Here is a 23324-nt window from a genome sequence, read left to right on the forward strand (position 1 = left end):
CCTCCGGTCAAGGTGAAAGCGTCGCAACTTCCACCTCGCCGGAGGTCTCTTCATTTCTCAAGCCGCCACGCCGTGTCAACAACGCTCATGATCACTACAGCTAGCCGGTGGCGTAGAGGTGCGGGCGCTGCGGTATCAGCGTGCGAGTCAGGACAAGAAGGAACAGGGCAAGAGTGTCCACGACCAGGGTGTGCTCAACCTGGCGGAGATCACGAAGCGGTCCTGGACGGACGCGGGGTCGTTCACGGACAACCACCGCTCGGCGAGCCGGCGCGCCACGAAGGAGCGGGAGCAGTTCGAGTTGTTGATCGAGCAGATCCTCGCCGGCAAGGGTGACGTGCTGGTGGTCTGGGAGATCTCCCGCAAAGAACGTGACCTCGCGGTGTTCGTGAAGATCCGGGACATGTGCCACGAGGTCGGTCTCAACTTCTGGCTGGTCGGCGGGGTGCTGTACGACCTGCGGGACAAGAACGACCGGATGATGCTCGGCTTCCAGGCCGTACAGGCGGAGTGGATGGCTGACTCGATCCGCGACAACGTGCTGCGCGGCATCGTCGGCGCTGCCGAAGCCGGGCGTCCGCACGGGAAGGTCACCTACGGGTACCGGCGGATCTACGACCAGCGCACCAGAGCACTCCTGCGGCAGGAGCCGGACACCGAGATCCGCACCGCTGTGGCGGCGGACGGGACGGTGACGGAGTATTCGCACGCGCAGGTGGTGCGGGAAAACTTCCGCAAGATTGCCGAAGGTATGCCCCTCACGGTCCGCGAGGCCGAACTGAACCGCCTCGGCATCCCCGCGTCGCAGGGTGGGATGTGGCGACGCGGGATCCTGCGCAAGCAGGTGATGAACCCGGCGTACATCGGCAAGCGGGTGCTGCGCGGGGAGATTGTTGGCGACGGGATCTGGCCTGCGCTTGTCAATGAAGAGACGTACTGGTCGGTGGTGCGGATGCTCGGCGATCCGTCGCGCACCACGACCCGCGCTGGGAGAGCGGTGCATCTGCTGTCGTACATGGTGCGCTGCGGCGTGTGCGACGGGCCGTTGTCATCGCAGCGCCTGAACCGGCACGGCTGGGAGGGGCAGGTGTACTCCTGCCTGCACAAGCGGTGCACCGCAGTGAAAGCCGAGTTCCTCGACGAGTACGTGCAGCGCACCGTGGTGGCGTGGCTGTCCCGCCCCGACGTCTACGACATTCTCACCGCCGCCAGCGCCACCGACGAGGAGGTCGCCCACGCCCGCGCCGAAGCGCAACGGTTGCGCGGGGAACTGGAGGATTGGCGCAAGCTCGGGGAGCAGGGCGAGGTCACCGCGATCGCCTACGCCCGCGCAGAGAAGGGCCTGACGGCGCAGATCGCTGAGCACGAACAGCGCGCCGCCGACGCCGGCATTCCTGCTGTGCTGCGCGGACGCATCGGGGACCAGGCTGTGGCGGCGTGGCAGGAACTCGGTGACGACGTCGCGGTTAAGCGGGAGATCATCCGACTCGTCGCTGACATCAAGCTCCTGCGCGCTGGGTTCAAGGGCGAACGCCGCACCTTCGGCCGCCACCGCCTCGACTGGCGGTGGAAGTTCGGCCCGCAGGATCAGCAGGCGGCCTGAATTCGGGGGATTCTGAGTCAGGAGCCGCGAAGACGACTTGACCTGTGGGAAAAGTCGAGCGTCGATGGTGTCCGCCGCCCGCCCATGGGACGGGCGGCGTCATCCGTCGACGGAAGGTGTTCAGGCTGTGCCGCGCGAACGACTCAGCACCCTGGCCGTGCTGCCCGACGATGCCACCGATCCGCTGTTGTGGCGGCTCGCCTTCGACGTCGCCTCCGCACATCAGCCCGACGAGCGCGGCGACTGCCGCAACCTGCAGTGCCAAGGGCAGCGCGGCATGTGCGCCGCCGCTCGCGCCGCCCGCCGTGCGATGAGCATGGCGCGGACACTGCGGACTACCGCGCCGCACCCGCCACCTGCTCAGGGCTGCGCTGCCGTGGACGACCCACCTAAGCGCAGCTTCGTCGGCTGGTTTACCGCGCGCTCGCCGATCGAGGCGACACACCCCGCCAGCCGTTCGGAGACGCTGCCACGTTGGCCGCATCCGAGACGCGCGGCGGCGTGACCTGATCCGGCTGTCGCAAGCTAGCGATGTGGCCGTTTACTTCAGGTGACCGAGCAGATCAGCAGTGTCAATCCTCCCTGCGGCGGTCAGCGCTATAGCGATGAAGGTCGCCGCCATTCCCGCGACGGCGGCCAGGACGGCAGCGGTTCGCTGCGCGCTATCGGTGAGCCTTGTCAATGCCACCGCGAGGCGCCCGGGGGGCTTGAACAACGTCTCTGCTGTCGGGGCCCCGCCCTCGTCGAACGCCTGAACCCTGGAGGCGAGTTTGCGCAGTGACGATGTCCCTTCCGGTTCGACCAGCAGGTCCAGCACCATGCGCAGCGTTTCTTGCAGGTCGAGGGGAAGCGTCGGGTCGCACGACTGTGGGCTTTGCAGATGTCGTCGGATCGACGCGCTAGTCGCTCGCAATACGGTCGCTGCGGGGTGAGGGGCGAACCCTCGCGGTTGCCGACGATCCCACAACCCGGCGGTCTGATCGAGCAGCACGGCGATATCGACCAGACCGCTGCGGTGGACGTCGGCAACCGGCCGGAGTGGTTCAGGCATTTCCAGCGAGTCGGCGCGCTCTTCTATGACAGGCGGGGCCAACAACTGGCAGATCTCTACCGACAACTCCCACCCGGCCAAGCGACGGCGCAGGAAGGATGCCGCAATGTGAGCAGGCACCAGCATCGGTGTTACCGCCAGGAAGAGCACGATGAGGCCGAGCAGAGGGGGCAGTGCGGAGTCGGCGTCCGATGACGGCGTTGAAGCACTTGACGGCGTTGTAGCACTGTCCAGGTCGGGTATTACCGCGACCAGGACAAGGACGGGATACATCGCGGCGAGCATCTCGACCGTATGGGCCATCGTGAACCAGAACGCGTTGGCGGCGAGCCGGTCACGACCCCTGCTGGACAGATCGTCCGGAAAACGCAGGCCCGGAAGCTTCCCGCGCGGCTTGCCGGGCTGAGCGATGTAGCGCAGCCCGTTGAGGAAGATGCGTATCGCCACCAGAACGCCGAGGATGCCCGTGAGGCGACCCACTCTGTCGATCGCCTCCGCGAACTCGCCACCCGCGATGGCCCCTGGCACCAAGAGTAGGACGACGTAGGGAAGACTCACCGGCACCAGGAAGCCAACGATCGGGACCAGCAGCATCAGCGGCACCCGACGCCACGACTCGCGGGCGATCAGCCGGCCGATAATTCCGGGCCCGGCAGCCGACCGAATCAGCTCCCATGCACCTCTGCGCAGCCCTCGCCGTCGGATGGGCTCAAACGACGTGGACGAGACGCATCTCCACTGCACCGCCCAGAGCATCGAGCTGCCGAACGCGGCTGCCGCAACGATCCAGCCGACCATCAGGGCGATGATGCAGACGAGCAAGAGGGCCGCGATCACAATCACATCGACCGTCATACCAGTCACGGCCAAACGTGCCGGCCGTCCAGCTCGATATTCGGCGGTGTCGGATCTATCGAACCTGCGTTCGAACCAATACTCTTCGCAGTGTGAGGATGAGCCATGGGTGACCGCAGTGCCATCGAGTGGACGGAGGCGACCTGGAACCCTACGACGGGCTGCGATCGCGTGAGCCGCGGATGCGACAACTGTTACGCGTTGACGCTGGCCAAACGGCTCAAGGCGATGGGACAGCCGCGGTATCAGCGAGATGGAAACCCGCAGACAAGTGGGCCAGGGTTCGGGTTGACGCTGCACCCGGACAGCCTTGAGCTGCCACTGACCTGGAAGCGTCCTCGGCTCGTCTTCGTCAACTCGATGAGTGATCTGTTCCACGCCCAAGTGCCGGCGAGTTTCGTCCGCCAGGTCTTCGAGGTCATCGCGGCGACCCCGCAGCATACGTATCAGGTATTGACCAAACGAGCACGCCGCCTACGCCGGGTGGCTCCATCTCTGACCTGGCCGTCCAACTTGTGGATGGGCGTGTCCGTAGAGGACGTCAGCACTGTCCACCGCATCGATGATCTGCGGGCCGTGTCGGCGGCGTTGCGATTCCTGTCGTGCGAGCCGTTGCTGGGCCCGCTCCCGAGCTTGAAGCTAGATGGCATCGGCTGGGTGATCGCAGGCGGCGAGAGCGGTGCCAACGCCCGACAGATGAATCCAGCCTGGGCCGTAGACCTGCGTGATCAGTGCACGCGCGCTGAGGTGCCCTTCTTCTTCAAGCAGTGGGGCGGACGGACGCCCAAGGCTGGAGGCCGCATCTTGAATGGCCGGACCTGGGACGACATGCCCCTCAGCCTAACCACCTGCTGACAACCACCCGGCCCGCATTGGCGATTGGCGGGTGCAAACCAACAGCCCCTCGGACTACTCGGCCTTCACGCGGTGTCACTCACGGACAGTATCGCTTTACGCGCGTCACAATGAGAGACTGTCTCGCAACCTGCTGTGATGGGATGAGGAGGCTGGATGCCGGTCGACGGTCCGGTGCCATGGCCCTGTGCGGAACACACGGGCGCCAAGCACGACATCTACCGCCACTACCTCGGGAAATGGTTCCCCATCCTGCTTGCCTACTCCAACGCCTACCCCTCGGTCACCTACGCAGAGGGATTCGCCGGACCTGGCATCTACAGCGGTGGACAACCCGGATCGCCTGTCATCGCGATCCGCGCCCTCGTCGAGAACGTCCCCCCGACCAAGGGCATCGCCCGATTCGTCTTCATCGACGACGATCAGCGTTGTGTAGACATGCTACGGGAGACCCTTCAACAAGCGTTTCCCGACCGGCCACGGTCTACAGTCGCCATGCCTGTGACGATGGGCAAAGGCACCTGCGCCGACGACCTCGAAGCCGCTCTCGACCGCATAGGTGCCTGGGGCCAGCCGATCTTCGCGAACTTGGACTCCTGGGGCAACGCACCCGTGCCATTCAGGCTGCTGAAGCGCCTCGCCGCGAACGTGTCCACCGAGGTCATCGTCACACTGTTGCCGCAGCACTTCGTGCGCTTCGTCAGCAATCTTGGCGAGGCAGGTGACGACGTTTTCGGCGGCGACCCGCGCTGGCGCGAGGTCGTGAACCTCCCGCCAGCGGCAAAGAGTCGACACATCCTTACCTGCTACCGGCAGGCCCTGCAGGCGGCGGGCTTTCCCTACCTTCTGGACTTCGAACTGATCCCTCGCAACGGCCAACCCCTGTACCTCGTCTTCGGCACCGGGCACCCACTTGGCGTGCAGAAGATGAAAGCCAGCCTCTGGGAGGTCGACCGCGCCCAGGGCGTCGGCTTCCGCGACCCCCGCGACGAACAAGCGGAGACGCTGTTTGCCATAGATGAACCGCTTCTCGGACCGCTGACACGACTACTGCAACACAGGCTGCGCGACAGCGAGCCGGCCCGCGTAGAGGACCTGCGCGACTTCGCCCTCCTGGAAACGGTGTACCGGCCAGAACACGTCATCATGGCACTCAAGCCGCTCGTTGACGCCGGCGCTGTGAAGATTGAGGGCGGCGGCCGGCTACAGAGGTCATCCTTCGTTTCGCTGGCTAACGCGCGAACTCCTTAAGAAACGACGGCCGGGCCGCCGCTGCGCACCACATCCTCGCGGCTCGTGGTCTGCTGGTCGCGGCAGTGCACGCCGTCGGGCTCGCGTTCGCGCTCGCCTGGAACGGGTGCTGTTCTTCCCGTTCGGCGTCCTTACCGCGGCATACGTGGTTCGGCCGCCCAGACGTCCCAAGCGCCGATCTCTGCGTACTCCAGCTGGATGTCGTAGTGCTCGCCCCGGCGCAACGGATACCGGCCGTCGGGGGCCATGTCCTGGTCATGCAGTCGACCGGTGATGACGCTGTGGCACGGCAGTCTAAAGTCGCAGACGAGTGAGCCATCTTCATCTGAGGCGTCGTTCGCGACGATCGCGGCCATCCGCATCGGCGCGGGCACCACCCCGTTCCCGCAGGTTGGACAGGTCGTGGAGTACACCTGTCGAGCCTGCTCGCACGCGATGCTGAAGGCAACGTCCTGGAAGTACTCGCGGCCGGCGGGCGTGCGCCTGCCGATCTTGGCGAGGATCGTGATCAGTTGCTGTTCCGCCCAGTGGGCGCCCGCCCATTCGCCCGAAAACCAGCGACGTTCGATGGTGAGACCGTAGCGACCGCAGTCTCGCTCGTGGCGCACGTTGCGCGTCCGGGGGTCGGCCGTGCGGCCCACCTTGATGACTCCGTTGTTGAACTGCAGGACGTAGAGGTGTTCCTTGCCCGATTCCATCGATGTAGACCGACTTCTTGCCACGGCTGCGGAGTGTAGCGGCTGCCCCTGACAGCAGCCGGCAGGGTTTACCCGATGGTCTTCACAATCTGCGCAACGGCGTTCGCGATCCGTCGTACCACCGTCGCGACAAGGGCGGCTCGCTAGCCTCGCACTGGCCATTTACGTGCCGAGATGGGCGCCCCAGCAAGCGGACCCCGTGGCCTGATTTTTGCAGACGATCCGGGGTGGACGGACGAGGACTGGGGCAGACGCGGGCAACATTTATAGCACTCTGTCGCACCAGCGGCAATGCTTGTTACCGATTCGTTACAAAATATTGATTGACTCCATCGGGTTTTTGAGGCTTAATGGAGGGACATTCCCGCAGCGCCGGCTGGCGCGGTCGGCCACAGACGTAGCGGGCAGGCACCCCCTGAGGGGGTGCCTGCCGTTGCTGGTGCTGACGCTGCGGGGTATGCCGAGTGTTGGGAGGACCCCCATGAAGGATCGTCTGTCGGCGAGTTGAGCCGTCGCACCACCTGATCGCGTGTGCGCTGTTGGTGGTGAGCCCTCACCCCTTTTGGCTCGGCTTGGCCGTCTGCCCTGTTTCCATGCTGTTGACCGTCGCCTGCTGTGCAGGTCACGGCGACGCCTGCTGCCGTGGTGCCTGCCCCTGCCCGGGGTTCGGCGTGTTCGTTGACTCGACCACAGTGACTCTTTCCGTTCCCCGCCCCGCGAGGGGTCCGCCCGGCCGGGCGTTACCCGGCAGGGACGCGCATGCCCGTACCCGCCGAGCATGCGAGACCCGGGCGATCCCCTTCCGCCGCGCCTGAAACCCACAAACTCAGCTTGGAGAAGATCGTGACTTCACTCGACATCATCCCTTCGGGCGCGGCCTTCGCGCCCGCCCTTCCGGTCCGCACCAGAGCGATAACGCCACTTGAGGCGTTGCCCGGATCGGCCAACGGCAGGTGGTGGGCCTTTGGCGACACGTAAACAGCGGCACCCTGACTCACCCGAGGCGGTGGAGTCGGGGCAGAAGCGGCTAGAGAACCGAGCCCAGGTGACGATCATGCTGCTGATCGGCGGAGCGGCCGGCGCGGCGTCCTTCACCCACGTGCATGACGTCGCCGCCGCACACGGCCTCTCACCGCACCGTCACGCCGAACCCGGTGTGCCCGGCGGTGTCGGAGTCAGTGTGGATCTCCGTTCTACCGTCCGTCTTGATCCTGACCCCCAACCTGACCCCCTATACCCGCTCACAGCCCAGGTCAGTGCCGCTCTCAGCGGCGCGAGACCGCTCCAGACAGACCCTCCAGTCTCGGGTCTCTCCCCAGGGGCTTGTGCCCATGGGTAAACACCTACCGACCGCGGACCCGCTGCTGCGCCTGCAGGCCAGCGTCACAGCCCGTGACGACCAGCTCCTGGGCTGGCTCTACGACCACGGCGTCCTCACCACCGACCAGATCGCCGCCGCCCTGTTCCCATCCCTGGACTTCACCCAACGCCGCCTACGCCGCCTCACGGCGCTGCGGGCGTTAGACCGGTTCCGACCCAACAAGGCCGACGGCGGCTCCCACCCATACCACTACGTCCTGGACCAACTCGGCTACGACCACGTCCACGCCCAACGCGGACTGCCACGAGGCCGCCGGGACCAGGCCCGCCGCCGCAAGCAATCGCTGACCAGCCGGCCGGACCTGCCGCACCTGCTCGGCGGCAACCAGGTCTTCATCGACCTCGCCGCCCACGCCCGCACCCACCCCGACGGCGACCTGGTCCGCTGGGAGCCCGCGTCGGCCTATCACGAACCCGGCACCCTCTACCGCGAAGGCGCCAACCCGAACATCATCCTCGCCGGAGCGACCGGCTTTCCCCGCCCGGACGGCGCCGGGGTGTGGACCGAGCAAGGACGGTCCGTGCCGTTCTTCCTCGAGTACGACACCGGAGGCGAACACCTGCAGATCCTCATCGACAAGGTCATCAAGTACGAGCGGCTGTACAGGATGAGCACCTGGGCATGGCCGGTGCTCTTCCACGTCCCCTCCGCACGGAGGGAGGCGAACCTGCGCCACCGCCTCGCCGCCATTCCCGACCTGGCCATGCTCCTCGCCACCACCACCGCCGAACTGCGCATCGCGCTCGCGGCCAGCCCCGCTCACCAGGTCTGGCAACTCGCCGGCCGCGCCGGTCGTCACCGCCTCATCGACCTGCCCTACATCGACGCCGACCACGACGACGAATACCCCACCCACGACCAGCCCGCCCCGGATGAGCGGCCAGCCTGATGAGCGGAAGCGGGACACGTGGCGTGTGTGGCGGCCCGAAGGCCGCACACGCCACCGAACATCGCCCGCACGCGCAAACTCCCCGCCGGGGCGGTGCCGTCGCCCACCGTGAGGGCATGCACCGAGGCGACCGGAGCGGACTGCGCGCGAGTCGGACGGGAGCTGTCAGGGTCTGTCAGCCGCGCCGTGCGGCGATAGCGCTCGCACTCACACCAGCGGCCCGCCGCTGTGAGTCGCGGTGAGTGGCGAACGTCTTCACTTCCGTGGCCACCAGAGGTACCGTCCGCAGCCCTTCACGCACGTCGAGCCGCGGCCGACTCCGGCCGACGGAGTCCGGTGATCGATTCCCAGCGAGTCCTACAGCCAAACGAAGGAGATGCCCATGGCCCCACACGTTGACCTCACGCCACGAGCCGTCCTGGGAGGGACATGGCCACACGCCGTGACCAGAGATCACGTGCGAACACACCCCACCCGTCGCCGCCGACCCCGCCCACGCGGACAGCCGACGGCGAGGCCCCGACCGCGAACCCCGACTCCGAACCTGCCGTTCTCCCGGGGACGCTGTCGATGGCCCGCTACCTGACCGATCCCGACACCGAAACCGAGATCCAAGCCCTGGCCGCCGAAGCCGGCCTTCCCACCGTTGACCAAGCCGCCACACTCGCCCGCCTGCTGCGCCTGCACCAACCCGCACCGCCACGCGCCGCGTGAGCTGCGCCCGCCCCCGTAGGGGCGGGCGCAGCTCGCTTCACCCCGAACGCTGGTCCCGTCCACATCGCGCGGCAGAGGGCGACCCCCCGCGTCGCGGCCACACCACTTTGCGAGTCCTGGACGCCCCACGCCGACGCGGGAACGCCTACCACCTGTCGCCCAAGCTGCGTGACCAGAAGACCGCGCCGAAGCAAGTCTTCGGCCAGCCCCGCCCCGGCTGCAACAAAGTCAACCTCCATACTGCCAGCGGCGACCAGCTAGCGCGGCAGGCGTTGGATACCGGCCTCAGGATCCAAGATCGATGGTCGCGTACGGCTCCCACACGTACATCCCCTCGTCGCGATTGAGAACGATGAGCTGGCACGAGTTGATCATTGCGTGCGCGCTGAGGTTCGGAGCGGAGGAGAGAGCCTCGATGAGCGGTGCCGCAGGGCCGTCGGTGTTGGTGTAGGCCAGGCTGAGGTGAGGGTTGTAAGGCTCGGCCGGCTCGGGTACTCGATCCTGTCCCCAGACGTCCGCGATGGCGGCGCGGATGGCGGCGCGTAGCTGCCGCACAGGCTCGACCGGGTCGACGGCGATCTGGATGGACTCGGGATCGATGTGGGGGGTGCCGATGGTGAGCTTGAAGGGTGCCAGACGCGCGCAGCGGTTCTTGGCGGCAGCCACGATGGCGTCGACGTCGTCGATAGCGACGTCTTGAACGAAGCCGATGCCCTGCATGGTGAGGTGCAGCCATTGGTTCGGGATGACATCAAGGCTGGGCTGCGAGGACAGCAGGGACCGGTACTGGTCGGCGAGTTCTTCGACCTCGGGTTGTCCGTCGAAGGTGATGTGCCAGGTGTAGAAGCGGGAGCCGATTCCCCAACCGGGTCGCCAGTACCAGTGGTTGCGGACGTCGGTGGCGTGCGGGACTGCCATGGGTTCTCCAGGTATCACGGAAGTTGGCGGGCGGCGCCGGTGGCGCAGAACTCGGTGATGGCTGCTTGGACACTGCGGGCCTCGATGCTCGTGCGCAGCGACGGGTCGCCGGCGAGACTTCGGCCGACGCCGCGCAGGCGGTGCACCAGCGGGTCGAGTCGCTGTTCGGGTGGCAGAGCGAGCACCGGAGACAGGACCGACACCGCGCCGTCGAGGCTGCCGGCTTTGAGGTGCGCTGCGGCGGCCCAGATGCGGATTTGCGCCAGTGTGCCGTACGCGACCGAGGGATCTGCGGCGGCTTCCGTGAGGGCGTGCTGGGCGTGCTCGATGGCGTTGGCGGCATCGCCGATGCGAAGCAGCACTGCACCGGCGTAGTTGTGTTGGCGCACCGTGCCGCAAGCTAGGAGGCCACCTACCGGGTCGCGGCTGGCATGTTGGCGGGCCTCCTCAGCCCGTTGCAGTGCCGCTCGGGCCGGCTCGGCAGCGCCGATCTCCGCCCACGCGTCGGCTTCCTGGCAAGCCAGCATGATCGCCGCGCTTCCCTCGGCGGCGTGGCCGTAGCCGCGTACGGCGGCGTTGGCCGCGTCCTCGAACCGCTGCTCCCACAGGTGAATCTTGCTGATTGTCGACAGGACCCAGGCGCGGAGCGTGTTGTCGCGGACGGTTTCAGCGCACATCCAGGCGGTGCGGGCCTGGGACTCGGCGGCGGCTGGGTGACCGAGGTCGCCAGCCATCCAGGCGAGCAATGTGCACAGGTAACCGGCCCAGGTGTAGAGCTCCCGAGTCTGGTCGGGATCCTGACGCCCGGTCTGCAAGAGGCGAAACACGCGATCCGCCAGGAGACCGGCTCGGGCGTAGACGATAACGGGTGGCTCATTCAGATAGTCGACAGCGATTCTGCGGGTGGAGGCGGCGACATCGTCAAGGGTGAAGGGCCCGACGTTGGAGGCTTGAGCCCATTCTCCGAAGCTGGCCGTACGTTCTGACACCGCTATCACCAATTCCGTCTCGTCCTGCAGAGCGCCGAGGTCCCACCGCAGAGGCTCAGTCATCGCGCCACGTGGTGCTGGGGCTGCGACGGATCGATTGGGCATCGGGGCGGCGTTCCGGCCGCTCAGAACCTCTCGGTCCGCGTCCGGCATAGCGGCCAAGTCGTCGAGGTCGACCAGACAGCTCGGTTCGGTCCCGAAGACATAAGCCAGGGCGTTCAAGGCGGCCAAGGTGGGTCGACGACCGCCGAAGGGCCACCGCTCGTAATCGCTGATCCGTGCCCCGGTGAACGTCGCCGAACCGGTTCCATTGGTGTTCAGCTTCTCTGCCACCGCGTCCTGGGTCCAACCGTGAGCCTGTCGAAAGGCATCCCGAGGACGCAGTCCAAAGCGTCGCTGGAACTCGGCCGCGATGGCGGTTGGCGTCGCGCCGAATCCGGCCAGTGTCTGGCGGACGTGATCGCGCTGTGCCTTGGTGCCAGTCGTCCTCGCCATCGTCGGACACCTCCTCCGTGTGGCCTCCCGTCGCACGGTATCGCCGCTCTGGCCAGGTCCGGTACGGGTCCTGGCGAGGCCAACGGCCCTCGGCTGGGTAAATCCACCTCAGTTGATCAATATTCTTGCAGGTCACAGGCGCGGCCGGGTGGGGGAAATTCTCGCCACTCGTGGGGATCCATCCGCATGGATGCGCTTGGCAAGCTTGCCGCACCGGATCACCGTCGGTCCGGACGTAGCCACCACCGGTGACTACATCAAGTCGCTGCCAAGCACCGTCAATCGGAGCGCCGCTGCCGTCAGGTTTCTCTCGGCCACCCGGCAGACGTCTCCCTGCTCGTGCTTCTCACCCTCGTGAGGATCCTCATGACAACTTCGAATGATCTGACCCGCTACGGCTATCGACAGGAACTCAGCCGCCAGCTCCGATCGCGGGACCTGGTGGCGTACGGACTGGTGTACATGGTGCCGATCGCGCCGATGGCGATCTTCGGCAGCGTCTACGCCGGCTCCGGCGGCATGGTCGCTCTTGCGTACGCCGTCGGTGTGGTGGCGTTGGTGTTCACCGCCTTCTCCTACGCACAGATGGTGAAAGCGTTCCCGATGTCGGGCAGCGTCTACAACTATGCCGGCCGGGGCATCAGCCCACCGCTCGGCTTCCTCGCCGGCTGGGTGATCCTCCTCGACTACGTGCTCGTGCCGGGGCTGCTGTACCTGGTGGCGTCGGTGGCGATGCACTCCACCGTGCCGGCGGTGCCGGTATGGCTATGGCTGCTCGGGTTCGTCGCGGTCAACACGATTATCAACTCGGTCGGGATCCGGCTGACCGCGATGGTGACCCGGGTGATGCTGGTCGGCGAGTTGATCGTCCTGGCGGTCTTCCTCGCTGTCGCCGGCTGGGCTCTTGCCTCCGGCAAAGGCCGGTTCAGCTGGGACGCCTTCTACAACTCCGACACCTTTACCTGGTCCCTCGTCGCGGGGGCGGTGTCGATCGCGGTGCTGTCGTTCCTCGGCTTCGACGGCATCAGCATGCTGGCCGAGGAGGCCAAGGGCGGGTCCCGGCAGGTGGGTCGTGCGATGGCCGGCGTCCTGATCCTGGCCGGGGTGCTGTTCATCGCGCAGACCTGGCTCGCGGCGATGCTCGTCACCGCCCCCGACGCGCTGCTAGCTGAGGGCGATGTGAACGGCACTGCCTTCTACGACGCCGCCGCGGTAGCCGGCGGAGGGTGGCTGGCCACCTTGTGCGCTGTTGCGACGGCGATCGCGTGGGGGTTGCCGAACTCGATGGTCGCTCAGGTCGCCACGTCCAGGCTGTTGTACGCGATGGCCCGCGACCGACAACTCCCGGCCTTTCTGGCGAAGGTGTCGGTGCGCCGCAGCGTGCCGATCAACGCCACTCTGCTGACCGGCGCCGTGTCCCTCGCCCTCGGCCTGTACCTGGCGACCCGGGCGGACGGGATCACGCTGCTGTCGTCATTGATCAACTTCGGGGCGATGGTCGCTTTCCTCGTCCTGCACGTCTCCGTGGTCGTGCACCATCTGATCCGCCAGCGCAGCGGCAACTGGTGGGCGCACCTGGTCATGCCCGGCATCGGGTTCGCCATCTTGGCGTACGTGGTGGTGAACGCCAACATCGCCGCCCAGCGTCTCGGCTTGGCCTGGCTCGCCCTCGGCGTGCTGGTCCTCGCAGGCCTCTACCTGACCGGTCGGCGGCCCGTGCTGTCCGGCATGGCAGCCACTGAGGCCGCCGGGCGCGACATGGCGCGGGTGTGATCGCGATGGACCAGTTCACCTACCGGCCCGCCCGCGACGAGCTGGCCTACACCTTCGGCGGGCGTCTCCCGGTCGCGCACGTCCGCTCCGGGGACATCCTGCGGGTGCACACCGAGGACTGCTTCGGTGGCCTCGTACGGGGACCTGCGGACCTGCCATCGCAGGTGTGCCGCATGCCGTACCTGAACCCGGTGTCGGGGCCGTTCTTCGTCGAGGACGCCGAACCCGGCGACACCCTCGCCGTGCACATCGCCTCCATCGTCCCCGCGAGGGACTGGGGAGTGTCGGCGACGTTCCCCTACTTCGGGGCGCTGACCTCGACTTCGCACACGGCCACCCTGCAACCGCCGCTGGATGAGCGGGTGTGGGTGTACGACATCGACCGTGCTGCAGGGGTGGTCCGCTATCACGCCACCGAGAGCGAGCACACTGTCGACCTGCCGCTGGATCCAATGATCGGCACCATCGGCGTGGCCCCAGGTGGCATGGAGTCCAGGTCCACGATCGTCCCCGACCACTACGGCGGGAACCTCGACACCCCCGAACTCCGTGCCGGCACCACCCTGTACCTCGGGGTCAACGTGCACGGCGCGATGCTGGCCCTCGGCGACGGACACGCCCGACAGGGCCAGGGAGAGGCGTGCGGCGTCGGCGTGGAGATCGCCACCATGACGACCCTGGCGGTCGAGGTCATCAAAGGTGCCGACACCGCCTGGCCACGCCTGGAAACGGACACAGCGATCATGTCGGTCGGGTGCGCGAGGCCCCTGGAGGACGCCTACCGCATCGCCCACCAGGACCTCACCGCCTGGACCGTCGACCTGTGCGGCCTACAGACCCTGGACGCCTACCAACTCATCTCCCAAGCCGGGCGGGCACCCATCGGCAACGTCTGCGACCCCAACTACACCGTCCTCGCCGCCGTCGACAAAGCCCTGATCCCGCAATCGCTGCCCGCCTACCGCGACGCACACGCCCGGCTGCGGAACCTTGCCGGCGGTCGGGAGTAGGGACATCTGATGACCGCCTCGATACCCCAACTGCCGCTGCGGGATGAGCTGTTCCTACTCGGACACCACGACGACACCGGCCAACCCCACCTCCACCGCCAAGCGCTGGCCCTGGGCATGGCCGGCGGCGTTCTGATCGACCTATTCCTCGCCGGGCGTATCACCCTCGATTCCTACGCCGACCGCCCGGCTGCGGACCGGTGGCTACGCCTCAACTCCGAGCAGCCGGTCGGCGACCTGATCGCCGACACCGCCCTCGCCGCGATCCACTACTCGCGCGCCACCCCGACCATGAAGGCGTTCCTGCGCAGCTTCGCCGACGACCTGTACGAGCGCACCCGCGCCGGACTCGTCGCCGCCGGGATCCTGCACCACACCGCCCGCCGCCGCCTCGGCGGCCTGGTCCGTGCCGACGCCTACCTCGCCACCGACACCAAATGGGCCGTCGTCGCCCGCTCCCGCCTGCGCTACCTCGCCGCCGGCCGCGAACCTCCCGACAACCACACCGCCGCCCTCGCCGGACTCGTCGCCGTCCTCGGCCTGGCCGACCACCTCTACCTCGACGACGACACCAACACCGTGACCGCGCACCTGAGGACCGTCGCCGCCCAACACCACCGACCCATCCGGGAAATCACCGCCGCCGTCGACGCAGCAGTCGGTGACCTCGCCACCGCCACCTACCGATGACCGCCGAGGAGACAACACCACCGTGGACCCCAGCCTTCGTATCCGTGCCGCCCGCTGGCCAGACAGGCAGTCCGTCGCCGCACTGATCGCCGACGCCCTACACCCCAGCCCGCTCGCCGCCTGGCTGGTGCCGGACCCGGCGCAGCGCCGCCAAGTGCTGACCGACGTCCTGGCGGTATGGGTAGAGCACGCGATGTTCTTCGGCGATGTACACCTCGCCGACGACCTCACCGCCGCCATCGTCGGTTTTCACCGCTACCGGCCGATCCCGCCGCCGGCCAACTACACGACCCGCCTCGTGAAGGCCGCCGGATCACATGCTGACCGCTTCATCGCCCTTGAGGGCCTACTCGCGCAGCAGCAGCCCACCGAGCCGCACTACCACTTGGCGTTCCTCGCCACATCTCCAACCCATCAGCAGACCGGTCGCGGCGGTGCCCTGCTGGCTCACCACCGCGCCCGCCTCGACCGCATCGGCCTGCCGTCCTGGACCGCCGTCACCGCAGACGCGGAGCACCTGCTCACCCGCCACGGGTACACGCCCCGCCCGCCCCTCACCGTGCCGGACGGGCCGAGCCTGCGCCCCATGCGCCGGAACCTTCACCAAGCCAGCAGCCCGACGCCGATCAATCCCAAGCGACCGGTGGGCAACCGCTGGCAAGACCAGCACGCCTAACCCGTCCACCCCTCAACGGACAGAGGCTCAACCATGTCCCTCCATTCCGTCGGCGACTTACCAAGCGCCCCTGACCAACAGTATTGTCCAATGCTGCCCGGCTCAGACCTGATCATCAGTACGTTCGATGGCCGCCCAGAGGTTCCGCCAAAGGTTTGGGCTGTACCCCTTCATGTGGCATCCCGGCTCGCCTCGCACCATCGCGAACAATGGGCGGCGGAGACGATCTCCCGCGACCCATCCGCTGACGATCACGCAGTGGCTGACGCCAAGAGGTCGATCGACCGCCTCAACGCCACCCGCGTCGCTCTCATTGGTGAGGTCGACTCATGGGTCGAGCAGGTGATCCAGCCTCCGCGCGGGGCACCGTTGCACACCGAGACGATCGGCTCCGTGATTGACCGCCTGGCCATCGCCTGGGTTCGGTGGAGGAGATTCTCGGAGACCGCCCACCTGGGCCTGCGCGACGTCGATCCTCCGCTGGCGCTCCAGCAGTTCACCGAACTCACCGAGGCCTTCGACACCCTTGTGCTCGACATCCATGGAGGTCGCCGCCGAGTTCCTCACTGGCGCACGCTGAAGAGCTATCGGGAGCCGCGATGAGGATCGCCGTCACCCTCAACGGCGCCGACAACGTCGGCAAAACCACGAACGCCCGTTGGTTGGCCTCGGCGCTGCCGGACGTCGAGTTCACCGGGACAGTCGATCGGTGGGACCGGCGATGGGCCGAGGTGTCCCGACGAGACTTCAGTCAGTGGTGGTTCGTCGACAGCACCACCGACGAACACATCGACCTCGTGTTCAGCTCCCACGCCGCGCGGAGCGCCGGTGGTGGTCCCTTGGCGTTGGAGGACCGCGGGTGGCCGATGCTTGTGGCGACCTGCGCCGCGACAGCGGCCGTCAAGGATGGCATCTCCACCGCCGAGGCGCTCGCGCTAGTCGAGACCACAGCACGTCGCTACGCCCCTACGCCGCGCCGCGAGCTGCACCTGCTGCTGCGCCACAGCGACCAGGCGGTAGCCGAGGCGCACCACGCCGTGTCGCGTGAGCCTGTGCCTGCCACCGAGCGTTACGTCGAGTATCAGCGGCGGCTGGCCGAGGCGATCGATCTTCAAGTCGATGCCGAAAAGTACCAGGCCATCGTGGTGCGCGGGGACCGTCCGCTCCTGGATGTGCAGCGTGAGATCCGCGAGGCCGTGGCGCAACTCGACGTGCCCGTCGCCCCGCTTCCGCCGGACCGGATCGAGCACCTATGGGTGCTCGCTGGTATGTCCGAGAGCGGCAAGAGCACTGTCGGCGAGTTGCTCCGCACGGAGCACACGGCCACCCGCCTGAAGATCGGCTACCTCATGCAGCTAGCCGCTGAACGGCACGGAGCGGCCGATCCGTATCGCGATTGGAACGAGGTCATCCAGGCGCAGATGCTCTCGGAAGAGATCCTGCGATTCGCCGCACTGAACCCGGGCTCACACCGGATCAGCCTGGAGAGCGCCCACCGCTTCGACGCCACCGCACACCTCCGCAGGATCTGGGGCCAGCGCTGCGAGATCCTGTTCCTCCGCCTTCCGGACCGGCTTCGCGCGCAGCGCGCCACCGAGACCATGGAGTCGCTCTCCGCCCGCGACGCGATCAAGCAAAGCCGGGGCGGAGACCGGATCGCGTTGATCGCCGACACGGTCATCGACAACGGTCGCAGCCTGGCCGCGCTGAAGAGGGTGGTCACGGAAGTTGTTCACCGCAGGTCCGGGACCAAGGTTCCGCCGCACGCTGACACGGCCATCCCTGAGTCCCTGCAACCGGTACTCGCGGACTGCGTCGCCAGACTGACCGATTCTGAGACCGCGCTCGTCGCCGCCACCGGGAGCCTCGCCCATCAGGGCTGGCAATCGGGATGGAGCGACATTGACCTCCTTGTCGTACGCGACACGCTGCCATTGCACTGGCTCCAGACCAGGCGTGTACCCCAGAGCGGACCGGCGGGGGAGAAGATCGCGCTGTCGTCGTTCACCACCCGGGAGATGCTCACCGGGTCGGTCCCACCCCGAGTACTGCACGCGGTGCGGCAGATAGCCCACGACGGCTGCGGCGTGCTCTACCGCCGAAGTGACCTCGTACTCAACGCCTTCGACGCACCAACCGACGACCGCGCCTCACGCGGTGAACTGCCGCTCGTGGCGATGGTACTGCGGCGACTCGCCGCGAACCCCGAACCCGATGTCCGCGCTGTCTACAAGCACATCGTGCTGATCATGAAGGTCATCCTGCGCGCCGACGGGGTGGACCTCGACGGCAGCGAGGAGGTTCGCCTCGCCTTCACCACCAGCCATCCGGACGCCGATGTCGACCTCCCGGCAGTGGCCGAGGTCAGCGGCGACCGGTGGCGGCAGGAGGAAACCCTCTCCTATCGGGTCCGTGGAGCCGCCGCCAAAATCCTCGCCTACCACGACGTGCTCGGCTGCTCGGTCGCGCCCAACACGCCCCAGACGGAAGGATCAGATCTTCAATGACCACCGCCTTCGACAAGGTTCTGCACGCCGAGCGAGTGACCCGGCTCGGGGTGGGAGACACCACTCGTCCGGTCCGCGTCGTCCACGGTCTCGATGGCATCCGCACCGACGTGGCCGCGGAACAGGTACTGGCGACGGGGCGAAGCCTGTGGGGGCGATGGTGTGAGCACCCGGCGTACCGGCCGCACGATCTCCTCCTGGGCCTCGACGCCGGCGGCATCGTGCCGACCATCGCGCTGGCCTGGGCCAGCGGTAGCCAATATCGGCTCGCCTGGAAAGTCAACCTCGACCTACCCGGGAAGCTCGTGTTTCACGAGCCGCATGCCCGGCGTCTTGAGGTCTTCGCCTACGGCGACTTCACAGGACTACGCGTCCTCATCGTGGACGACGAGATCACCACCGGGCTCACTCTGGCCAATCTCGTCGAGGCGCTTCGCGCGGCCGGCGCCGACATCACCGGCGCGCTCTGCCTCGTCGAAGACACCGCTGGTGAGGGCCGACAGCTACTCGAGCGCAACGGGGTCCCGCTGTGCGTACTGACAACGCTGTGACCCTCGCCGAGGAACCGGTGCGCCACCGCGGCGGGCGGTACCTCGTCCGACGAGAACAGGCACCACTCGGCCGGCTCCTGCCGTACCGCCGGGCCAACGGAGAGAACCCACCCCGGCGGGCACTCCTCGACGCGGTACGTGAGAACGGGTGGCGCGTCGACTTCGGCTCTCGCGGACTCGGCGACCTGCTACTCGGCCTCGCCATGGCGCAGGCACTTCACGACGCCACAAACGATCAGTTCGAAACCCTGGAGTACGCGGGCAGCCGGGCGGATCTGATCGCCCGGTGCACCCTTCCAGTCACGGTCGCGTACAACGAGGGGCACAAGCTGGGCACGCGCGGCAGCGACAACGCCTTGAAATTCGACGCGGTACCGGAATCGCCTCCAACACTGCTCGACGTCATCGACGCCGACATGGTCCAGGTCCATGCCGCGCTGCCGATGCGCTACTACCTCGACATCGAGCAAGCCCTCGGCGTCAGGCTCCCCGCATCCGACGACCCGTGCCCCAGGTTCCGGTCGTCCGTCGCAGCGCCAGAACAATTCCACGTGGTCTTCGTGGCCACGACGAGTCGCCCCGACCGCAAGGACTACGGCATCGACAACTTCCGTGCCCTCGCCGAACACCTGATGACCCCCCACTCGGGCGCCTGGCGCTTCAGCCTGGTGACACCACCGGGCCACCAACCTGCGGCATCCGTAGGGCAGATCGAAGTACTTTACGGACCAAAGGCGGTCGACTGCATTGACCTCTTCGCCACCGCCGAGCTGGTCATCGGCAACGACACCGGCCTGACTCATCTCGCCGCGCTCACTCTCCGACCGAACGGCACCCAGCCGCACGTGGTCGGCCTCTACGGACGACACGGCTACGCCAAGTGGATCACCGGATCGCCACACCACCACGCGGTGGCCACCCCGTTCTCGCACCTGATGTCGCTCGCCGACGCGTGTCCCGTGCGGGACCGCTACGACGACACCGTCTGGTCCACCGCGAGCGACCTTCGGGCCATTCCCGCCAAGGACATTGCCGACTTCGCGGGGCAGTGCGCCGGGTGGTGGCAACGATGATCCGGGTCACCCGCTACCGCCGCTTCACCATGAACCGCACGTTCCACCTGGACATCGGCTCACACCGCCTCTTCGCCAAGGTGAACCCGAACCCGGTGGAGGCCGCCGCCGAAGCCGCCGGATACCAACGAATCCGCCACCACTACCGGGTACCAGGGCTGCATTCCCAACACCGCATCGGGCACTGGACCCTCACCCTCTACGACCGCCACCAACCAGATCTTCCGGACACCGGCCTGCTCCTCGACGCTCTCACATCGACCGGCGCAGACAGCAAGGCCAACTTCGATCGCGGGCTCGACGCAATCCTCCAGCATTACCGCCGCACCATTGACGCGACCATCTGCCGAGTTCCGGCCTCGCGCACCAACAGCAAGCTCTACCGCGGCCGGGCCCAGCCAGGCGGCAGGCTGGACCACTACTACGGCCACGACCCGATCGTGCTCAAACTGGCCGACGCCGACGGTCTCCGACCCTCCGAGCTGCGGGAGACCACCCTCATGGTCAACGGACAGCCCCGACGGCTCGACTTTCCTGCCCTTGTCAGCGAACTACGCGACGCCTTCCACCCCGACGGGCAGGTCTGGGCCGCGATAACCCAGGGCGACCCCACCGACTTCAACATCGGCCTCGATGCCGACAGCAGGCCCGTCTGGTTCGACTACGACACCGCAGGCCTCAACGCCCTGCCCGGCGAGATCGCCTGCTTCCTCTGGTACCAGAGACTGCACGGCGCCTGGCTCGTCCCGCACTACAACACCGCCGCCTACGCCGACCACACGATGGCGGTCGCCGAAGCTGTCGAACCCACCGTACGGCTCAAGAGACTCTCCGACCGATCGGTCGGCATCGACTACCAGCACCAACCATCGCCGGCCCGGCAGCAAGCCATCACCCGATACCTCACGACGCTCGCCCGGCCGCTCGCACTCTCCGCCGCCACCGATCTACTCACCTGGATACGCCCATACCTCGCCATGCGGATCCTCGCGGTCTACCCACTACAGCTCCTGGAACCCCGCGACGCCGCTCTGTCGCTGGGCCTGCTCGCCGACCTCTACGCACCCGACGCCGACCTGGAACAGAGCGTCGGACTCACCTCTCGTGCGCCGACGGAGCCGCCCTCATGAGCCGCTCCATCGCCGTCGTCACCGGAGCAGGCACCGGCATCGGAGCGGCCATCGCCACCCGGCTGTCCGCCGACTTCGACCTCGTCCTGACCCACCGCCAGGACGACGCTGACCTCGCTGCGGTCGTCGAGGCCGCCCGCCGCCACGGCGCCCAGACCCACACCATCACCGGTGATCTGACCGTTGCCGACACCCAGACCGCACTCCGCGCCGCGATCGAGCAACACGCCACCCGACTCACGGCTCTGATCAGCAACGCCGGAGCGTACCCCCGCGTCCCGTGGAGCCAGACGGACCCCGACGCCCTTCGCGACCAGCTCGAACTCAACCTCGTCACGCACGCCGCTGTCATCCGCGCCGCCACGCCCGTCTTCATCAGGAATAACTACGGGCGCATCGTCGCCGTCTCCTCAGTCATGACCCAGATCGGACGCGTCGACCTCGCCGGCTACATCGCCGCGAAAAGCGGCCTGGAAGGACTCGTCCGCGCGCTCGCCCGCGAACTCGGCCCCCACAACATCACCGTCAACACCGTACGGCCCGGCGCAATCGAGGTCCCCGCAGAACACCACGTCGTACCCGACCACGACGCCATGGTCCGACGCCAGCTCGACCGGCAGTGCATCAAACGACGGGGCCAACCCTCGGACGTCGCCGCCGCCATCGCCTTCCTGGCCACTCCGCAAGCCGGATTCATCACCGGTCAAGCGATAACGTCGACGGCGGCTGGCACCTGTCATGACCACCCTCTGGATCCGCCACGGAACCAGCCTCGACGGAATCACCCGACCCCACGCCCATGCCCGACCCGACACGCCACTCACCGCGCGCGGCGCGGCACAGATTGCCGCCACCGCCCACGCACTTCGTGACCGCGGTGTCCGGCCTGCGATCGTGTTGACCAGCCCGCATCCGCGCGCCACCACGAGCGCGCATATCGTGGCTGCGCTGCTCGGCGTGCCGCTCGCCGCGCCGAACCCGCTGTACGCCGAGTGGCGTCCACCCGATTGCGTCCTCGGCAAAGGACCTGACGAGTACCCACTCGAGTACCAGACCTGGCGCAGGGACCGGTTCCGCGACCCGGACTCGACCCTGGCCGGGGGCGAAAGCCTCACAGCGCTTTACAAACGGGCGACGGCTGCTTCGGCGATCCTCGGACACCCGGTCGAAGGACACACCGCCTTGATCGTCTCGCACCGAGTACTCATTGGTGCCGTCGCGGCGATCGCCGCTGGCGCGAGTTGCCCCCAGGACGTGTTCCAAGCCGCGCGCCGGTTCACGCTCGCACCGGCAGGGATCTGGCCCGATTCAGGTCAACTCCGATAGCAACGCGTCAGTGTTCGCGAGGATGAACTCTTTCAGGGCCTCAGGCTTCAGATCCACCTCAGGAAGGCGGTCGACAGCCACCCGGTCCAGGGCATAGCCACCCCGGCCCGGATCAGCGAACTCCGGACCCGTACGGGCATTCTCGTCAACCCGTGTGAGCCGGCAGGAAACGAAGTGCTGTACGGACACCCCATCACCCGACGGCGAGCTGAACAAGAACACCTGACTGAGCCGCTCTGCCTCCGCGCCCAGCTCCTCCTGCAGCTCACGGCGCAGGGCTGCGTCGAGGGAGGCGTCCGTCGGCTCTAGGCCGCCACCGGGCGCAGTCCAGTAAGGGGCTTGGCCGGGCTTCGTCCTCTTGATCAACACGAGCTGATCGCGTTCGTCCCACAGAATCGCTCTTACCGACCGACGCAGAACCTCACGCATGTAGACCCCTATCAACAGCTGCCATGGCCTAGGCGAGTCGAAGTTACACCGTGAGGCCTTGCCAAGGACGAAACCCTGGCTTCTTGCCGAAGCGTGCTGGCCGGCTCCACAAAGCCCGACGTGTCCCCGCTGCGTCACCCTTAGGCAGCGAACCCATCCGGCAGACGATGCTGATGACGCAGGAGCAAGGGCGTTCCACACACCATTCCGGGGCGTTTCACACCATGACGGTGCTTCTCGAAGTCCGCACGGCAACTGGTAGTCGGTCACTAGGAGGATGCGGAGAGTGCGCTTGATCGACTAGCCTCTCTGGGTTGTGGGGGCAATGTCTGGCGATGTCCGGCTTCAAGCAGAGCAGCGGGCCCGGGTCCTGATCGATCGGCAGCTTCGAGATGCCGGCTGGCTTGTGCAAGACCGGTCCGAAACGAACCTCTTCGCGGGCGTGGGTGTGGCCGTTCGT

General features: G+C 67.1%; 22 protein-coding genes and 1 pseudogene. 18 read left to right on the top strand and 5 right to left on the bottom strand.

The features are described 5' to 3' along the window. Window positions 1–118 precede the first annotated feature (118 nt). Both JM949_RS09900 and JM949_RS09905 read left to right on the top strand, forming a co-directional pair. Complete coding sequence (locus tag JM949_RS09900; RefSeq protein WP_203148114.1) at window positions 119–1603, top strand: recombinase family protein; 1485 nt, start codon at window positions 119–121, stop codon at window positions 1601–1603. Window positions 1604–1730: 127 nt separating this feature from the next. Continuing rightward, window positions 1731–2108 (top strand): hypothetical protein, encoded by a 378-nt coding sequence (locus JM949_RS09905; RefSeq protein ID WP_203148149.1) that lies wholly within the window; start codon window positions 1731–1733, stop codon window positions 2106–2108. 36 nt (window positions 2109–2144) lie between these two features. On the opposite strand, the gene JM949_RS09910 is transcribed toward JM949_RS09905, so the two are convergent. After that, window positions 2145–3509 (bottom strand): hypothetical protein, encoded by a 1365-nt coding sequence (locus JM949_RS09910; protein WP_203148115.1) that lies wholly within the window; start codon window positions 3507–3509, stop codon window positions 2145–2147. 105 nt (window positions 3510–3614) lie between these two features. Here JM949_RS09910 and JM949_RS09915 point away from each other — a divergent pair, with 105 nt between their 5' ends. Together JM949_RS09915 and JM949_RS09920 are read left to right on the top strand one after the other, a co-directional pair. After that, window positions 3615–4364 carry a DUF5131 family protein gene (locus JM949_RS09915; RefSeq protein ID WP_203148116.1) on the top strand — a complete coding sequence of 250 codons (750 nt, stop codon included), beginning with the start codon at window positions 3615–3617 and terminating at the stop codon, window positions 4362–4364. 156 nt (window positions 4365–4520) lie between these two features. Further along, window positions 4521–5615 (top strand): three-Cys-motif partner protein TcmP, encoded by a 1095-nt coding sequence (locus JM949_RS09920; protein WP_203148117.1) that lies wholly within the window; start codon window positions 4521–4523, stop codon window positions 5613–5615. A gap of 131 nt (window positions 5616–5746) precedes the next feature. On the opposite strand, the gene JM949_RS09925 is transcribed toward JM949_RS09920, so the two are convergent. Then, window positions 5747–6313, bottom strand: a complete 567-nt coding sequence (locus tag JM949_RS09925; RefSeq protein WP_203148118.1) for a GIY-YIG nuclease family protein — start codon at window positions 6311–6313, stop codon at window positions 5747–5749. 964 nt (window positions 6314–7277) lie between these two features. Here JM949_RS09925 and JM949_RS39045 point away from each other — a divergent pair. The 3 genes and pseudogenes from JM949_RS39045 to JM949_RS36760 all read left to right on the top strand — a co-directional run. After that, window positions 7278–7439, top strand: a pseudogene (locus JM949_RS39045) (DUF2637 domain-containing protein); the annotation flags it as partial. A 205-nt stretch (window positions 7440–7644) separates the two neighbouring features. After that, the gene (locus tag JM949_RS09930; RefSeq protein ID WP_203148119.1) at window positions 7645–8583 is read left to right on the top strand and encodes a replication-relaxation family protein; all 939 of its coding nucleotides are present in this window, start codon (window positions 7645–7647) and stop codon (window positions 8581–8583) included. 570 nt (window positions 8584–9153) lie between these two features. Further along, entirely contained in the window at window positions 9154–9297 is a 144-nt protein-coding gene (locus JM949_RS36760; protein ID WP_238432884.1) for a hypothetical protein, read from the top strand. Window positions 9298–9582: 285 nt separating this feature from the next. Here JM949_RS36760 and JM949_RS09940 read toward each other — a convergent pair whose 3' ends face one another. Both JM949_RS09940 and JM949_RS09945 read right to left on the bottom strand, forming a co-directional pair. Further along, on the bottom strand, window positions 9583–10215 hold the full coding sequence (locus JM949_RS09940) for a 2'-5' RNA ligase family protein (RefSeq protein WP_203148121.1): 633 nt from the start codon (window positions 10213–10215) through the stop codon (window positions 9583–9585). Between the two features lie 14 nt (window positions 10216–10229). Further along, window positions 10230–11699: a helix-turn-helix domain-containing protein gene (locus JM949_RS09945; protein ID WP_203148122.1), complete on the bottom strand. Its 1470-nt coding sequence runs from the start codon at window positions 11697–11699 to the stop codon at window positions 10230–10232. A gap of 366 nt (window positions 11700–12065) precedes the next feature. On the opposite strand from JM949_RS09945, the gene JM949_RS09950 reads away from it, so the two are divergent. The 11 genes from JM949_RS09950 to JM949_RS10000 all read left to right on the top strand — a co-directional run bounded on the left by JM949_RS09950 (window position 12066) and on the right by JM949_RS10000 (window position 22435). Continuing rightward, on the top strand, window positions 12066–13472 hold the full coding sequence (locus JM949_RS09950; protein ID WP_203148123.1) for an APC family permease: 1407 nt from the start codon (window positions 12066–12068) through the stop codon (window positions 13470–13472). A gap of 5 nt (window positions 13473–13477) precedes the next feature. After that, entirely contained in the window at window positions 13478–14482 is a 1005-nt protein-coding gene (locus JM949_RS09955; protein ID WP_238432885.1) for an acetamidase/formamidase family protein, read from the top strand. 9 nt (window positions 14483–14491) lie between these two features. Then, window positions 14492–15172 (top strand): GOLPH3/VPS74 family protein, encoded by a 681-nt coding sequence (locus JM949_RS09960; RefSeq protein ID WP_203148125.1) that lies wholly within the window; start codon window positions 14492–14494, stop codon window positions 15170–15172. Between the two features lie 22 nt (window positions 15173–15194). Next, complete coding sequence (locus JM949_RS09965) at window positions 15195–15848, top strand: GNAT family N-acetyltransferase (protein WP_203148126.1); 654 nt, start codon at window positions 15195–15197, stop codon at window positions 15846–15848. 90 nt (window positions 15849–15938) lie between these two features. Next, window positions 15939–16451 carry a DUF4254 domain-containing protein gene (locus JM949_RS09970; protein WP_203148127.1) on the top strand — a complete coding sequence of 171 codons (513 nt, stop codon included), beginning with the start codon at window positions 15939–15941 and terminating at the stop codon, window positions 16449–16451. A 263-nt stretch (window positions 16452–16714) separates the two neighbouring features. Next, on the top strand, window positions 16715–18355 hold the full coding sequence (locus JM949_RS09975) for a hypothetical protein (protein WP_203148128.1): 1641 nt from the start codon (window positions 16715–16717) through the stop codon (window positions 18353–18355). Continuing rightward, on the top strand, window positions 18352–18906 hold the full coding sequence (locus JM949_RS09980) for a phosphoribosyltransferase (RefSeq protein WP_203148129.1): 555 nt from the start codon (window positions 18352–18354) through the stop codon (window positions 18904–18906). The genes JM949_RS09975 and JM949_RS09980 overlap by 4 nt, the downstream gene beginning before the upstream one ends. Further along, on the top strand, window positions 18885–19979 hold the full coding sequence (locus JM949_RS39050; protein ID WP_309232090.1) for a glycosyltransferase family 9 protein: 1095 nt from the start codon (window positions 18885–18887) through the stop codon (window positions 19977–19979). The genes JM949_RS09980 and JM949_RS39050 overlap by 22 nt, the downstream gene beginning before the upstream one ends. Next, complete coding sequence (locus JM949_RS09990; RefSeq protein WP_203148130.1) at window positions 19976–21109, top strand: hypothetical protein; 1134 nt, start codon at window positions 19976–19978, stop codon at window positions 21107–21109. The genes JM949_RS39050 and JM949_RS09990 overlap by 4 nt, the downstream gene beginning before the upstream one ends. Next, a complete protein-coding gene (locus JM949_RS09995) occupies window positions 21106–21981 on the top strand; it encodes an SDR family NAD(P)-dependent oxidoreductase (RefSeq protein ID WP_203148131.1) in 876 nt (291 codons plus the stop codon). The genes JM949_RS09990 and JM949_RS09995 overlap by 4 nt, the downstream gene beginning before the upstream one ends. Then, window positions 21890–22435, top strand: coding sequence for a histidine phosphatase family protein (locus tag JM949_RS10000; RefSeq protein ID WP_309232091.1), 546 nt, complete (start codon window positions 21890–21892; stop codon window positions 22433–22435). Before JM949_RS09995 ends, JM949_RS10000 begins: the two co-directional genes overlap by 92 nt. On the opposite strand, the gene JM949_RS10005 is transcribed toward JM949_RS10000, so the two are convergent. Further along, window positions 22418–22864 (bottom strand): NUDIX domain-containing protein, encoded by a 447-nt coding sequence (locus tag JM949_RS10005; RefSeq protein ID WP_203148132.1) that lies wholly within the window; start codon window positions 22862–22864, stop codon window positions 22418–22420. The two genes, JM949_RS10000 and JM949_RS10005, sit on opposite strands and share 18 nt — an antisense overlap. Window positions 22865–23324: the final 460 nt, after the last annotated feature.

The organism is Micromonospora tarensis, from assembly GCF_016803395.1.
Taxonomy (GTDB): domain Bacteria; phylum Actinomycetota; class Actinomycetes; order Mycobacteriales; family Micromonosporaceae; genus Micromonospora; species Micromonospora tarensis.